12 protein-coding genes are annotated in these 13,960 nt (G+C 65.0%); 9 read left to right on the top strand and 3 right to left on the bottom strand.

The features are described 5' to 3' along the window. The first annotated feature begins 99 nt into the window (after nucleotides 1–99). The 5 genes from KW835_RS21390 to KW835_RS21375 all read left to right on the top strand — a co-directional run bounded on the left by KW835_RS21390 (nucleotide 100) and on the right by KW835_RS21375 (nucleotide 5,674). Nucleotides 100–1,215 carry an S-(hydroxymethyl)glutathione dehydrogenase/class III alcohol dehydrogenase gene (locus KW835_RS21390; RefSeq protein ID WP_218386281.1) on the top strand — a complete coding sequence of 372 codons (1,116 nt, stop codon included), beginning with the start codon at nucleotides 100–102 and terminating at the stop codon, nucleotides 1,213–1,215. A gap of 13 nt (nucleotides 1,216–1,228) precedes the next feature. Continuing rightward, nucleotides 1,229–2,089 carry an S-formylglutathione hydrolase gene (gene fghA, locus KW835_RS21385; protein WP_218386167.1) on the top strand — a complete coding sequence of 287 codons (861 nt, stop codon included), beginning with the start codon at nucleotides 1,229–1,231 and terminating at the stop codon, nucleotides 2,087–2,089. Nucleotides 2,090–2,259: 170 nt separating this feature from the next. Further along, nucleotides 2,260–4,014 carry a phosphoethanolamine transferase gene (locus KW835_RS21380; protein WP_218386165.1) on the top strand — a complete coding sequence of 585 codons (1,755 nt, stop codon included), beginning with the start codon at nucleotides 2,260–2,262 and terminating at the stop codon, nucleotides 4,012–4,014. A gap of 727 nt (nucleotides 4,015–4,741) precedes the next feature. Beyond that, the gene (locus KW835_RS26960) at nucleotides 4,742–4,876 is read left to right on the top strand and encodes a hypothetical protein (RefSeq protein ID WP_255593769.1); all 135 of its coding nucleotides are present in this window, start codon (nucleotides 4,742–4,744) and stop codon (nucleotides 4,874–4,876) included. Between the two features lie 303 nt (nucleotides 4,877–5,179). Then, on the top strand, nucleotides 5,180–5,674 hold the full coding sequence (locus KW835_RS21375) for an Lrp/AsnC family transcriptional regulator (protein WP_218386163.1): 495 nt from the start codon (nucleotides 5,180–5,182) through the stop codon (nucleotides 5,672–5,674). A 1,191-nt stretch (nucleotides 5,675–6,865) separates the two neighbouring features. On the opposite strand, the gene KW835_RS21370 is transcribed toward KW835_RS21375, so the two are convergent. Both KW835_RS21370 and KW835_RS21365 read right to left on the bottom strand, forming a co-directional pair. Next, the gene (locus KW835_RS21370; RefSeq protein WP_255593768.1) at nucleotides 6,866–8,041 is read right to left on the bottom strand and encodes a PA0069 family radical SAM protein; all 1,176 of its coding nucleotides are present in this window, start codon (nucleotides 8,039–8,041) and stop codon (nucleotides 6,866–6,868) included. Nucleotides 8,042–8,141: 100 nt separating this feature from the next. After that, a complete protein-coding gene (locus tag KW835_RS21365; protein ID WP_218386161.1) occupies nucleotides 8,142–9,041 on the bottom strand; it encodes a LysR family transcriptional regulator in 900 nt (299 codons plus the stop codon). A gap of 66 nt (nucleotides 9,042–9,107) precedes the next feature. Between KW835_RS21365 and mdlC the strand changes: the two genes are divergently transcribed. The 4 genes from mdlC (at nucleotide 9,108) to KW835_RS21345 (ending at nucleotide 12,790) form a co-directional block, all read left to right on the top strand. Further along, complete coding sequence (gene mdlC, locus KW835_RS21360; RefSeq protein WP_218386159.1) at nucleotides 9,108–10,703, top strand: benzoylformate decarboxylase; 1,596 nt, start codon at nucleotides 9,108–9,110, stop codon at nucleotides 10,701–10,703. A 91-nt stretch (nucleotides 10,704–10,794) separates the two neighbouring features. After that, entirely contained in the window at nucleotides 10,795–11,793 is a 999-nt protein-coding gene (locus tag KW835_RS21355; RefSeq protein WP_218386152.1) for a tripartite tricarboxylate transporter substrate binding protein, read from the top strand. A gap of 98 nt (nucleotides 11,794–11,891) precedes the next feature. After that, on the top strand, nucleotides 11,892–12,305 hold the full coding sequence (rnk, locus tag KW835_RS21350) for a nucleoside diphosphate kinase regulator (protein ID WP_218386150.1): 414 nt from the start codon (nucleotides 11,892–11,894) through the stop codon (nucleotides 12,303–12,305). Between the two features lie 95 nt (nucleotides 12,306–12,400). Then, nucleotides 12,401–12,790 carry a hypothetical protein gene (locus KW835_RS21345; RefSeq protein WP_218386149.1) on the top strand — a complete coding sequence of 130 codons (390 nt, stop codon included), beginning with the start codon at nucleotides 12,401–12,403 and terminating at the stop codon, nucleotides 12,788–12,790. A gap of 5 nt (nucleotides 12,791–12,795) precedes the next feature. Here KW835_RS21345 and KW835_RS21340 read toward each other — a convergent pair whose 3' ends face one another. Further along, complete coding sequence (locus tag KW835_RS21340) at nucleotides 12,796–13,908, bottom strand: acyltransferase (RefSeq protein WP_218386147.1); 1,113 nt, start codon at nucleotides 13,906–13,908, stop codon at nucleotides 12,796–12,798. Nucleotides 13,909–13,960 lie beyond the last annotated feature (52 nt).

The following is a 13,960-nucleotide window of genomic DNA, read 5'->3' as shown; positions in this document are numbered from 1 at the left end:
TTCAGATGACCTACAGTCACGCGGTCAATTCGCACGCGATGCCGGACACAGAGCCCGCTCGCCCTCCCCTCTACCAACCTATACCCCGACACCATGACCATCAAATCCAAAGCCGCCGTGGCCTTCAAGGCCGGAGAACCCCTGCAGATCGTCGAGATCGACGTGGCGCCGCCCCAGAAGGGCGAGGTGCTGATCCGCATCACCGACACCGGCGTGTGCCACACGGACGCCTTCACCCTGAGCGGTGACGACCCCGAGGGCCTGTTCCCCGTGGTGCTGGGCCATGAGGGCGCGGGCATCGTAGTGGAGGTGGGCGAAGGCGTGACCAGCGTGAAACCCGGCGACCACGTGATCCCGCTTTACACCGCAGAGTGCGGAGAGTGCCTGTTCTGCAAGAGCGGCAAGACGAACCTGTGCGTCTCGGTGCGCGCCACTCAGGGCAAGGGCGTGATGCCCGATGGCACGACGCGTTTCAGCTACAACGGCCAGCCGATCTACCACTACATGGGCTGCTCGACCTTCAGCGAGTACACGGTGGTGGCCGAGGTGTCGCTGGCCAAGATCAACCCCAAGGCCAACCCCGAGCAGGTGTGCCTGATGGGCTGCGGTGTGACCACGGGCCTGGGCGCGGTGAAGAACACGGCCAAGGTGCAGGAGGGAGATACGGTGGCAGTGTTCGGCCTGGGCGGCATCGGCCTGGCGGTGATCCAGGGCGCCAAGCTGGCCAAAGCGGGCCGTATCATCGCCGTGGACACGAACCCCTCCAAATTCGACCTGGCCCGCACCTTCGGCGCCACCGACTGCATCAACCCCAAGGACTTCGACAAGCCGATCCAGCAGGTGATCGTGGAGATGACGACCTGGGGCGTGGACCACAGTTTCGAGTGCATCGGCAATGTGAATGTGATGCGCGCGGCGCTGGAGTGTGCGCACCGCGGCTGGGGCCAGTCGGTGATCATCGGCGTGGCAGGCGCGGGGCAGGAGATTTCCACCCGCCCCTTCCAGCTGGTCACGGGCCGCAAGTGGATGGGCACGGCCTTTGGCGGCGTGAAGGGCCGCAGCGAGCTGCCCGGCATGGTGGAGGACGCGATGGCCGGCAAGATCCAGCTGGAGCCGTTCGTGACGCACACCATGGGGCTCAAGGACATCAACGAAGCGTTCGACCTGATGCATGAGGGCAAATCGATTCGCTCGGTCGTGAAGTACGCCGCTTGAGGATCTGCTGACCATGTCCACGTCGTTTGAACTGCTCAGCGAACACGCCTGCTTTGGCGGTGTGCAGCGCTTTTACCAGCACGCCTCCACCGAGATCGGGCTGCCGATGAAGTTCTCTGTCTTTCTGCCGCCAGCGGCGCAGCAGGGGCCCGTGCCAGCCGTGCTGTACCTGGCGGGGCTGACCTGCACCGAAGAGACCTTCATGGTCAAGGCTGGGGCCCAGCGCCTTGCGGCCGAGCTGGGGCTGGCGTTGATCGCGCCCGACACGAGCCCGCGTAGCGCCAACGTGCCGGGCGAGGCTGAGAGCTGGGACTTTGGCGTGGGTGCGGGCTTTTACCTCGACGCCACGGCCCAGCCCTGGGCGCGCCACTGGCGCATGGAAAGCTACCTTATGGAGGAGCTGCTGCCGCAGGTGGCGGCGCAGTTGCCCGTGGACGGCGAGCGCTTGGGCATCTTCGGACATTCGATGGGCGGGCATGGCGCACTGACGCTGGCGCTGCGCCACCCTGGCCGTTTCAAGAGTCTGTCGGCCTTTGCACCTATCTGCGCGCCCACGCAATGCCCCTGGGGCGAAAAGGCCTTCGCCGGCTACCTGGGCGCAGACCGCACAGGCTGGATCGAGCACGATGCCACGGTGCTGATGCAACACCAGCCGGTGGCGCCCTACCCTGCAGGCATCCTCATCGACCAGGGGCTGGCCGACAAGTTCCTGACCACGCAGTTGCACCCCCACCTGCTTGACGCCGCCTGCCAGGCCATCGGTCAACCGTTGACGCTGCGCCGGCACGAGGGCTACGACCACGGGTACTACTTCATCCAGACATTCATGGCTGACCACTTGGCGCACCACGCGGCGCGGCTGACTGAGCGTTGATCGAACGCGCACAGCAGGTGCATCGCATGGCGGCAGCGCATTGAAGTTGGCTGCTGCCAAATTTGGCTTGCGGTGCCTGCACAGGGGCGCCAGCATGGGAATGCATGGGAGCTCCCCCGGCCCATTCGCGGGTTAATGTGCATTTAAGCCTGGGGCAGGAGACTGCAACCATGGCCTTCATCCTGCTTCGATCGCATCTCGCATCCTCCAGCCCCGCCAATCCTGCCCGCAGCCGCGCTGCGAGCCTGCAGGGCATCCATCCCGCCAAAGTGGTGCTGCTGATCAGCGTGTGGCTGGCCACAGTGTGCAATGCCCCCCTGTGGCGCGAGGTGATGCAGTTGCCCGGGCAGGGCAGCCCGCGCGGCTGGCTGTTCATGGCGGCTTTCATGGCTGTCGTGACCGCTGGCAACGCCGCGTTGCTCAGCCTGCTGGCGTGGCGCTGGACGCTCAAACCCGCGGCGGCGCTTTTTGTCGTGATGGCTGCTTTCGGTGCCTACTTCATGCTGGCCTACGGCATCACCATCGACGCCAGCATGCTCGTGAACGTGCTGCAGACCGATACCCACGAGGCCGCCGACCTGCTCAACTGGCGCATGGCCGGCACGGTGCTCGCCCTGTTGGCGCCTGCGCTCGTGTGGCTGTACCGCACGCCCGTGCGTGCCCTGCCCGCGGCGCGCCAGGCGCTGCACAACGGCGCACTGGTGCTGGGATCCATCGCAGTCATCGTGCTGTGCCTGCTGATGGTGTTCCAGGACTTCGCTTCCACCATGCGCAACCACACCAAGCTGCGCTATCTCATCAATCCGCTCAACAGCGTCTATGCGCTGGGCAACATCGCCACCAAGCCTTTGCGCATAGACACCAGCAAGCTCCTGCCGCTAGGGCGCGACGCGCAGTTGGGCGCGAGCTACGCGGGGCAAAAAAAATCACCTCTGCTGGTGCTGGTGCTGGGCGAAACGGGTCGCAGCAGCAATTTCGGGCTCAACGGCTACGAGCGCGATACCACCCCGCTGCTATCGGCCCGCACCGACCTCGCAAGCGCCGGAAACGCCTGGTCTTGCGGCACCAGCACGGCCGCATCGGTGCCGTGCATGTTCTCGCATCTGGGACGCAGCGGTTACGAAGCGCGCGCGGCCAACTTCGAGAGCCTCATCGATGTGCTGCACCATGCCGGCCTGGCCGTGCTGTGGGTGGACAACCAATCGGGCTGCAAGGGTGTGTGCGACCGCCTGGGCGACGTCAATACTTCGGCACTGAAGGACCCTGCTCTGTGCGCTACCCGCGGCGAATGCCTGGACCGCATCATGCTCAAGGACCTGGACGCGAACATCGCTGCGCTGCCAGCTGAGCAGCGTCAGCGCGGAACGGTCGTGGTGCTGCACCAGCTGGGCAGCCATGGCCCCGCGTACTCCAAGCGTTCGTCCCCAGAGCTCAAGAAATTCCTGCCCGAATGCACATCCACCGCCTTGCAGGAATGCCAGCGCCAGCAAGTGGTAAACGCCTATGACAACAGCGTCCTGGAGACGGACCTGTTTCTCGATTCGGTGCTCAAATGGCTTTCTTCACGCGCTGAACAAGCGCAGACCGCTATGATTTATGTAGCAGACCACGGCGAATCGTTGGGTGAGAACAACATTTACCTGCACGGTCTGCCCTACGCCATCGCACCCGATGTGCAAAAACACGTGCCCTGGATCACCTGGCTGTCTCCCGCCATGCAGTCGCGCGCCGGCACGCCCACAAGCTGCCTGCAGCAGGACCTGGCCCAACGGCGCATCACCCACGACAACTATTTCCACTCGGTGCTCGGCCTCATGGATGTGACAACCGGGGCCTACAACCCGGACCTGGACATGTTCACCGCCTGCCGGCAAAAGGCTTTGTCCCTGGCGGCAGCAACCGCGCCCTTTGACCACAAGTTGTGAATTTGATACGGCGCAGTAGTGTCTAGTAGCCAACCCAGAGATTTCCTGTGTGCCCGAATCATGCAGGTCTTGCACTGGCGACCACTCGGCCCGATTTGTCACAAGTGATTCGATAGCTGCGCCGCTCCGAATCTGCACTTTTGCTGTCCTCTGAACAGTTCGGTGACAAGGGCGCTCTTCGTGGCCAAGAGTACCTTGGTCAAGGCACATTCCACGTGCCCTACCTGGCATGGGGGCAAGCCAGAACGGGCACAGGGCGGCAGCGGATGACAGCATCCAGGACATGTGCCGCCCGTGAGCCACTGGCGGCCGGCAGGAGCCGTCAACCGGGCCTAGGGCACTGGCCTGTACTGACCAAGGAACGCATCGCACCGCGGGAGATTCCGCGATGCCATCGCGGGGCTCTGAGCGTTGCTCAGATGCACGGAGCATTCATCCAGAAAGCCGCTTGAAGAGCCTGCGCACCAATCTCGTGCGCACCAAAGTGGATCCAACAGCACGATATGCCGCCAGACATCCAACAACCACTGCCCTGCGCGGACCGCACTGAAAAAAATAGCATTGCCTTGTCAAGAGTAGGGTGTAATCTTGGCGTCAGCAACGGTTGTAACCAGTCTGCACATTCGTTTCGGTCTATTGCTTTCACGGACCGCTGTCATCACCCTTCGCCACCTGTACCAATTGCAGACAACAACACCTACTCAGGCAACAGCGGATTGGCCAAAATGTGCCCAAAGCTTCCATCGATCTGGGGAACACTTTCTGCAAGCGGCCCCACGTGTTGAAGGCCGCTGCAGACCATGTGCCGCGCTCGCCCGACGCGCAGGCCAAAGCCCATGTCGACATCAACCAGCACGCCTAGGTCCATCAACTGGCTCGCTGCAAATCCTGGCCACCGCACCGCCACCATGGCTCTCTCCGGCTCACAGGGCCCCTGCAACTTGCCCTACGGGCGGGAGGATCGTGCAGTGGCAAAGGGCACTCCCTGGAATGGTCTTCAAGGCTTGCGCCGTCGGCCGTTCGCTTTGCCCTGAAATTTTCCCGTTTTACGCAGTGCTGGCCAAGGTTGTGCCTGCCGCCATCGTTTGCGCTGCGCCCACGGAATGATCTCAACCAGCCGTCGCCCAGCAAGGTGACGCAATCTCCCTCTCGCCTGCACATCAAGATGAACGAAGCATTCAAGATCGATAGACTGGATCTGCGCATCCTGGCGCAACTGCAAAAAAACGGGCGCATAACCAATGTGGACTTGGCAGATGCCGTAGGCCTTTCACCAAGCCCCTGCCTCATCCGCGTGCGCCGCCTGGAACAGGCCGGTTACATCGCAGGCTATGGCGCCCATCTGCGCCTGGAGAAACTTGGCGACACGCTCACCGTGTTCACCGAGATCACCCTGGCCGACCATCGCCGGGAAGACTTCACGCGGTTCGAGGCTGCGATGCGCGAAGTGGACGCAGTTCTGGAATGCCATCTGGTCAGCGGCGGCTACGACTACCTTGTGCGCTTCATCACCCGCAGCGTGACCCAATACCAGGAAATCATCGATGAATTGCTGGAACGCAACCTGGGCATCGCCAACTACTCCAGCTACATCGTCATCAAGTCACCGTTCATCAAGACATACTGTCCTGTGGAACGCCTCTTCCCCAGCCACCGCTGAGGCCCTGCAACGTGCCCTCCCGGCTTGCCTGCGGCAGCTTCGTCGACCGACGCGCGGCCTCCAGCACAGCCCGGCTGCTTATGCGAATGGATGTGGAAGCCACTCTGCCGCCAGCCTTGAGCCTCGCGATCAAAGTCTGCACTCACAGCGATGAGCGACCATCGTCACGTTGCGCGCGCTCCAACGATGGCAACCCAAAGACTTGGGCCGATCGCACCGCATTGCGGCACCGATCGTCATGGACCAGCCTCGAGAGCGTCGGCCATTTGCGCCCGCCTGCGAAAATGGTAGTCGGCATGCTCGGCTCCATCTCCAGCAGACAGCCCTGCTCACTCTGGTCTCGGTGTAGATCGATCCCGCAAGTGGCGATGCCCAGCCGTCTTGCGATGCCGATGTACAAGCGGTGACTTTGCGCCACGTGAAGATTGTCAGTCTGCCCATGGCCGCAGCAGCCCTCACAGCGACCGCGCGCATGTACGAAGTAGGAGGGGCCAAGCTTTTCACACAGCGCATGGTCGCAACTGATCAGCATGTCGAACGGATGGCCCGGAGTCTTGTCACAGTGCGCGGGAGTCCAGCTTGGGCCTTGACCACGGTCACCATACGAAAGAGCATGCCCAACAGCCGCAGGCCCGAACAGAGTCGGGAAACGCTGGCCAGAACGCTGCTGAATACCTCAAACCACCACCAAGCCCCTCAGAATCTGGCAGACCCAACTGCATTGCACTCCCATGCCGGCAGCGCTCGAGGTCTTCCGGGTAGGGCTTCGCACACAATTGCTGGCGCTCCCCCCCGTCAGGCATAAAGAAACACGCCGTCCGCCACTGACGTGCCCGGCAACGCATGTGGGGGTAGGCGAGCATTCCTCGCTCGCGGCCGATCAGTTTTCCGACCGCATCGAAAGTCAACACCCGAAAATCGCGCCAAGCCATGCGGGGGTATTCCTTTGCGTCGCGCGCCATGCGTGCAGATAGCAACAGGGCCAGCCTGACGCGTACGCTGAACTTCTCAGCCTCGGACCGAGGAATCTAAAGCCAACCCTGAAAAGCGCGCGTGCATCCACAACAAATAGCGTTCTCAAGCCAGAAATCGTCGGCCTGGGAGACAAGCTCAGCCCCCGGGCTACAGCACAGGCGCCCTCCACAACGAACCCTCCGCAGGGCAGCAACCCAGCCCAGCCGCGACAGCGGATCAGAACAAGCTGCCCTGCCCCCGCGCCAACCCCGGCCGGAACTGGGACAGGTCCAGTTCCACCCGCTCACGGTTGAGCCCCAGTCGCCGGCATGCCCCGGCAAAGCGTTGGCGCAGCAGGTCTGCCCACAAGCCACTGCCCTTCATGCGCGTGGCAAAGTTGCTGTCATAGCTCTTGCCCGCGCCGCGCTGTGCTGAATCGATGTTGTGCAGATCCTGCACGCGGGCCATCACCCGGGCGGCGCGCTGCGGATAGTGCACCCCGAGCCATTCCTGAAAGACGGCGTCCAATTCCCAGGGCAGGCGCAGCACCGTATAGAACGCGCTACGGGCACCCGCTTCGCGCGCGGCCTCCAGCACCTGCTCCATGTCTTCCGTGATGAATGGGATCTGAGGGGCCACGCTCACGCCCACCGGGATGCCAGCTTCGGCCAGCGTGCGCAGGGTGCGCAGGCGCCGGTGGGGCGCTGCGGCACGCGGCTCCATGCGGCGGGCCAGTACCGGGTCGAGCGTGGTGATGGTGACGTACACCGCCGTCAGGCGCTGCTCCGCCAGGGGCGCAAGCAAATCCAGGTCACGCTCCACACCGCTCGACTTGGTGATGATCGAAAACGGGTGGCACGCGTCCCGCATCACTTCGATCAGGCTGCGGGTCAGCCGGAGTTCGCGCTCCACGGGCTGGTAGCAGTCTGTGGCCGAGCCGATGTTGAGAAGGCGCGGCACATAGCGCGGCTGCGCCAGCTCGTGGCGCAACACCTCGGCGATGTTCTGCTTGGCCACGATCTGGGTCTCAAAATCGAGGCCGGGCGAAGAGTTGAGGTAGCTGTGCGTGGGCCGCGCGTAGCAGTAGATGCAGCCATGCTCGCAGCCCCGGTAGGGGTTCACCGACAGCTCGAAAAAGATGTCTGGCGAATCATTGGCGCAGATGGCGCTGCGCGCGGTCTCCAGGTGCACGATGGTGGCGGGTGCCGACGCGCCGCCGCCCTCTTCGTCGCCCCACCCTTTGCAGCCCTGGCCGACACGCCCCCAGCCATCGTCCGCCGCCTCCCGCACATAGCGCGTGAACCTGTGCGGCACGGCGGTGGCGGTACCCCGGCCGCGAATGGCCTGGATGGGGACACGCACCTCCACCGGCATCTCAGCCTGGTCGGGGTCGAAGTCGGGTTTTGGCGTCATGACTGTATAAATATACAGTTTTTTGAAACGCCGTGCATGCAGTGACCTGTCCAGGCTTCCGAGGCCGCAAAACCATCGGCCACCGGATGACCCTGCCGCCCTATTCCCTGAAGAGCGTCTCGATCAGCCCGCGCATCCACCGATTGCCGGGGTCGCTTTCGAATCGGCGGCTCCAATGCAGCGACACGGTGAAGTCGCGCAGCGGGAAGGGCGGCTCGATGAGGGCATAGCCGCCGTCAGTGGCAAAGGTGCGCGCGATGTTGCGCGGCATGACCACCGCCAGGTCTGTCGCCCGCACGATGGCGGGCAGCACCATGAAATGCTCGGTGGTCAGCCGCAGCCGGTCTTGCAGCTGCAGCATTTCCAGGATGCGCAGCGTGTCCGAATGCGTGCGCACACCCACGAACTCCAGTTGCCGCAGATCCTTGAGCAGGGCTGAACCACTGCGTTTGCGCGCCGCGAACGGATGGCCCGCACGCAGCAGCACCACGTAGCGGTCCTTGATCAGCTCGACGCGCTGCGTGTCCTTCACCGTGGGCAAAAATCCGAAGGCGAAGTCGATGCGGCCACTGTCCAGCCGCTGCGCGATCTCGCTGCGCGGCACGGGCAGGGTCTCCAGGCGCACGCCCGGTGATTCGCGCCGCAGCGCCACCATCAGGTCCGGCAGAAAGCGCCCTTCTCCGATATCGCTCATGTGAATGCGGAACACCTTGCGCGAGTCGAGCGGATTGAACAGCGCGGACTCGTTGAGGGCCTCCTCCAGCAGGCCCAGCGCGCTGCGCACCGCATCGGCCAGCCGGTCGGCCTTGGGCGTGGGCTCCACGCCGCCACCTGCGCGCACGAACAGCGGGTCCTTGATCAGAAGGCGCAGCCGCGTCAGCGCCTGGCTGGCTGCAGGCTGCGTCAGGTCCAGCAGCTCAGCGGCGCGGCTGACGTTGCGCGTGCGATAGACGGCATCGAACAGGCGCAGCAGATTGAGATCGATGTCCTTGATATGCATGAAATGAATACCGCTTAGTCACTTCATTGTATTGATGGATGAATCACCCGCCCCGATGATCCAGGGATGCCTTCAGAAACCTTGCTCCCCACCGTGCGCGAGGCCGTGCTCGACTTGCTGCGCTGCTTTCACATCAACACCATCTTCGGCAACCCCGGCTCCACCGAGCTGCCGCTGTTCCTCGACTTCCCTGCGGACTTCCGCTACATCCTGGGCCTGCAGGAATCGGTGGTGGTGGGCATGGCGGACGGCTATGCCCAGGCCACGCACAACGCGGCCTTCGTGAACCTGCACTCCGCCGCTGGCGTGGGCCACGCCATGGGCAACATCTTCACGGCGCACAAGAACCGCACGCCCATGGTCATCACAGCCGGGCAGCAGGCGCGGTCCATCCTGCCGTTCGACCCGTTCCTGTTTTCGGGCCAGGCCACCGAGCTGCCCAAGCCCTATGTGAAGTGGAGCATCGAGCCCGCCCGTGCCGAAGACGTGCCCTTGGCCATCGCGCGGGCCTACTACATCGCGATGCAGCAGCCGCGCGGGCCGGTGCTGGTGTCCATTCCTGCGGACGACTGGGACAAGCCCTGCGAGCCGCTGCAGGCGCGCACCGTGAGCAGCGAGACGCGCCCCGAGCCGCGCGTGCTGCAGGCCATCGGCGACGCACTCGACGCCGCACAGCGCCCGGTCTTCGTGGTCGGCGCCGCCGTGGACCGCGACCGCGCCTGGGACGATGTGCTGGCCCTGGCCGAGCGGCACAACGCCGCCGTGTGGATCGCACCCATGTCCGGCCGCTGCGGCTTTCCGCAGGACCACCGACTGTTTGCAGGCGTGCTGCCCGCCATGCGCGAGAAGATCGTGGCGCTGCTGGGCGGACACGACCTGGTGTTTGCGCTCGGTGCTGCGGCCTTCACGTACCACGTGGAAGGTTTTGGACCCCACGTGCCGCCGGGCGCGCAACTGGTGCAGCTGATCGACGACCCGGGCACCGCCGCCTGGACGCCCGAGGGCACCTCGGCCGTGGGCAGCGTGCGCCTGGGCGTGCAGGACCTGCTGGCACGGCCCGCCCCCGCAGTGCGCGCCCTGCCCCCGCCCCGCGCAGCACGCCCGCGCGCCGAACCGTCGGCACCGGGCGCGCTGATGAGCGTGCCCTACGTGATGCAGACCCTGGCCGAGGTGCGCGATGCCGCATCCATCGTGGTGGAGGAGGCGCCCAGCTCCCGCGCCGCCATGCACGCCCACCTGCCCATTGTGCAAAGCGAAACCTTCTACACCATGTGCAGCGGCGGCCTGGGTTACGGCCTGCCGGCCTCGGTGGGCGTGGCACTGGCAAAACCTGGCCGCAAGGTCATCGGGCTCATCGGCGACGGCTCGGCGATGTATTCCATCCAGGCGCTGTGGAGCGCTGCGCAACTCAGACTGCCCATCACCTTCATCATCCTGAAGAACCGCCGCTATGCGGCGCTGCAGGAGTTCGCGCCCACCTTCGGCTTTCACGAAAACGACAAGCTCGAAGGCACCGAACTGCCCGACCTGGACTTTCTCGCCCTGGCGCGGGGACACGGCTGCGACGCCGTGCGTGTGAGCGAAGCCGCCGAACTGCCCGGAGTGCTGCGTCAAGCCCTGGCCCATTCGCGCGCCATCCTTGTGGAGGTGGACGTGGCCTGACACCACATGCCGGCGGCGCGCAGCGCGTTGCCACTCTCTGAGAGTTCAATGCACAAGACCCGGGGCACCCGGGCATCACAGGAGACAAGCCATGCATTCCACACCCCATAGCACCATCCGCCGACTGCGCGCCGCGCTCGCACTGGCAGGCACCGCAGCCGCGATGCTGCTGCCTGCAGCCAGCCTGGCGGACACATGGCCAAGCAAGCCTATCAAGGTCATCGTGAACTTCCCGGCGGGCGGTGCCGCGGACCAGATCGCCCGCGCGGTGACGGTCCCGCTGCAGGCCGCGCTTGGCCAGCCGGTCGTGGTCGAGAATCGCGGCGGCGCTGGCGGCAATATCGGCGGCGAGGCCGTTGTCAAGTCACCGGCAGACGGCTACACGCTGCTCATGAGCTCGGGCGGCATGGTGTCGGTCAACCCGCACCTGTACCCCAAGATGCCGTTCGACCCGACCAAGGACCTGGTGCCCGTGGCCGCCGCCGCGCGGGTGCTGGTGTTCCTGGAGGTGCGCCCCACGCTACCGGTCAACAACATCGAAGAGTTCATGAAGCACCTCAAGGCCAACCCTGGCAAGCTCACATTCGGCACGCCGGGCAATGGCAGCTCACCACACCTGGCCGCCGAGATGCTCAAGGCCCAGGCCAACGTGTTCGCGGTGCACGTGCCTTACCGCGGCGCGGCGCCCGCCATGCAGGACCTGCTGGGCGGGCAGGTGGACTTCATGTTCGATCCCGGCATCGGCCTCGCGCACGTGAAGGCCGGCAAGCTCAAGCTGCTGGCCGTGGGCAGCTCCAGGCGTTCGCCCCTGTTTCCGGACGTGCCTACGCTCGAAGAGGTGGGCCTCAAGGGTTTCGATGCCGACACGTGGTTTGGCTTCTACGCCCCGGCCGGCACGCCGTCGGAGGTGGTCACGCTCCTGAACCGCGAGATCAACAAAGTGCTGGCCTCGCCCGCCGTGAAGGAACGCATCACCGCACTGGGCGGAGTGCCCGCCCCCATGTCGCCGGCCGACTTCAATGCCCGCGCAGCCATCGACAGCACGCGCTTCGGCGCATTGATCAAGGCGCGCAACATCACGGGGGACTGAACGCCGGCAGCACCCTGCCGAATGCCCGCGCGCGGCAGTGCGAGATTCGCGATGGTCTACAGTCCCGCGCTTTGCCACAACCACCCCGAGGTACTGCCATGGCGCGCAAGCCCCAGATCATCCTGTCGTCTCTTGACGTTGACCGCATCGAAGCCCTGCTGGCCGCGATCCCGGCCAGCGTCTTTCCTGGCAAGGCGGATCTGCAGGCAGAGCTCGACCGGGCGGACGTGGTGCCGCCCGAAGAGATTCCCCCGAACGTGGTGACCATGAACTCCACCGTGCAGTTTTCCATCCTGGAGACGGGCAAGGAGTTCTGCCTGACCCTGGTCTACCCGCGCGACACCGACGGCAGCGCCGACCGGCTCTCGATCTTTGCACCTGTGGGCAGCGCCCTGCTGGGCCTGTCGGTCGGCGACGAACTGGCATGGCCCGGCCCAGGCGGCAAGTCCATGACGGTGCGGGTGAAGGAATTGCTGTACCAGCCCGAAAGCGCCGGCGAATTGCACCGGTGACTTGCCTCTGATGCAGCGCTGCCGCCATGGCTTGATGGCCATGCGCCACACGCGGTTTGGTGCATACGCGGTGAACATGGACAATGACACTTGCCATGACCACCCCGCCCCCACCGCGCCCGCTTGACACGCCCCCGTCCATCGATACCTTCGATCCCGACTCGACGCTGGCTTTCCAGCGCCGCATGGAGAGGGCTCCCGAATGGTTCTGCTCGTTCCTCGCCGGCAACAGCCGCGAGAAAAGCCGTCTCAAACGTGAAATGGCGACAATGAGGGGGTCGGTGGTGTGGCTGGTGCAGCAGCGCCGCCAGGGCAACTGGACCGCCGCCGAGCGCACCCATCTGCGCGATGTGATGCGGTCGGCGTCGTCCGTCAGCCCCTATCTTTTCATCTGGGTGATTCCAGGCTCGATGCTGATCCTGCCCTTCATGGCGTGGTTCCTGGACCGGCAGCGCAAGCGCCGCGAGCGGCTGCCGCCCGCCTGACCCTGCTAGGCCCAGTGACTCGACATGGCCACCAGCATGCCGGCCCCCACCAGGCCCAGTTGCCAGCGCAGCGCTGTGGTCCACGAGGGCACGTGGCGCTCCACGCGCAGATAGAGCTGCCGCCCTGCCGCCAGCGACAGCACAAACGCCAGGAGCATGCCCAGGGCATTGGGTACGGGCGAATCCGGCCACAGGTGGCTCACCACCGCATTGACCAGCAGGCACACGGCGAAATGCACCAGGAACACCGAATACGACATCTGCCCCAACCGCACCAGGGGCTCCACGCCTCGCCATGAACGCACGCCTTCGGTGCGCAGCGCGGCCACCAGGCACAGCGCCGTCGCCAGCGCCACCAGGATGCGGCCGCGGTGGTCGATGGCCAGGGCAATGCCCCCCAGCGCCAGCATCAGCACCACCCAGCCATGGGCCCGCGGAGCGCGCACGGCCCAGAAGGCCAGCATGCCCAGGCCGTAGGAGCCGAAGAAGTAGACCGCCCACATGTCGAGTTCGGGCATGCGGTTGAGCACCCACAGCGACGCGGCCATGCCCGCGACGATGGCGCTTTGAGCCAGCAGCGCCGCATGCCTGCGGGCCCCCGGCACGGCGCGCACGGTCGCCCAGACCAGCACGCTCAGCACAAACAGTTGGAAGTCGATGGCCACGTACCACACGCCGGCGGACAGTGCGCTCTCGCCCACGATATCCTGCAGCAGCAGGGCATTGGCCAGCAGTTGTGACAGGGTGGGTTCGTCGGGCACGGAGCCGTGATCCATCCAGGGGCGCACCAGGGCAGCCACCACCACCGTGAGCAGCAACGCCACGGCATAGGGCACGACCAGCCGCACGAAGCGCTTGGCGATCACGTGGCCGGCGAAGTCGAAGCGGGCCACACCCAGTGGCGCCAGGCTGGCCGCTGCCAGATAGCCGCCCAGTACCAGAAACACCTGAACCGCCATGCGGCCATAGTCATACAGCCAGGCCATGAAATCCGGTGCCAGTGGCTCGGCGATGTCCGACATGGGTCCGTAGAAAGCCAGGTGATGCCAGACGATGGCGATGCACGCCAAGCCTTTGGCCATATCGATGACAGGCGTGCGGGATGTGGGTGAGGACATGCTGGAAAAGGTAGGCCGTATGGCGCAGGTTGCGCCTGCGCCTACAAGGACA

The sequence above is a fragment of the Acidovorax sp. sic0104 genome (assembly GCF_019219095.1).
Classification (GTDB): Bacteria; Pseudomonadota; Gammaproteobacteria; order Burkholderiales; family Burkholderiaceae_C; genus Acidovorax.
The sequence above is the reverse complement of the archived record's forward strand: the minus strand, read 5'-3'. Positions and strand labels throughout refer to the sequence as shown.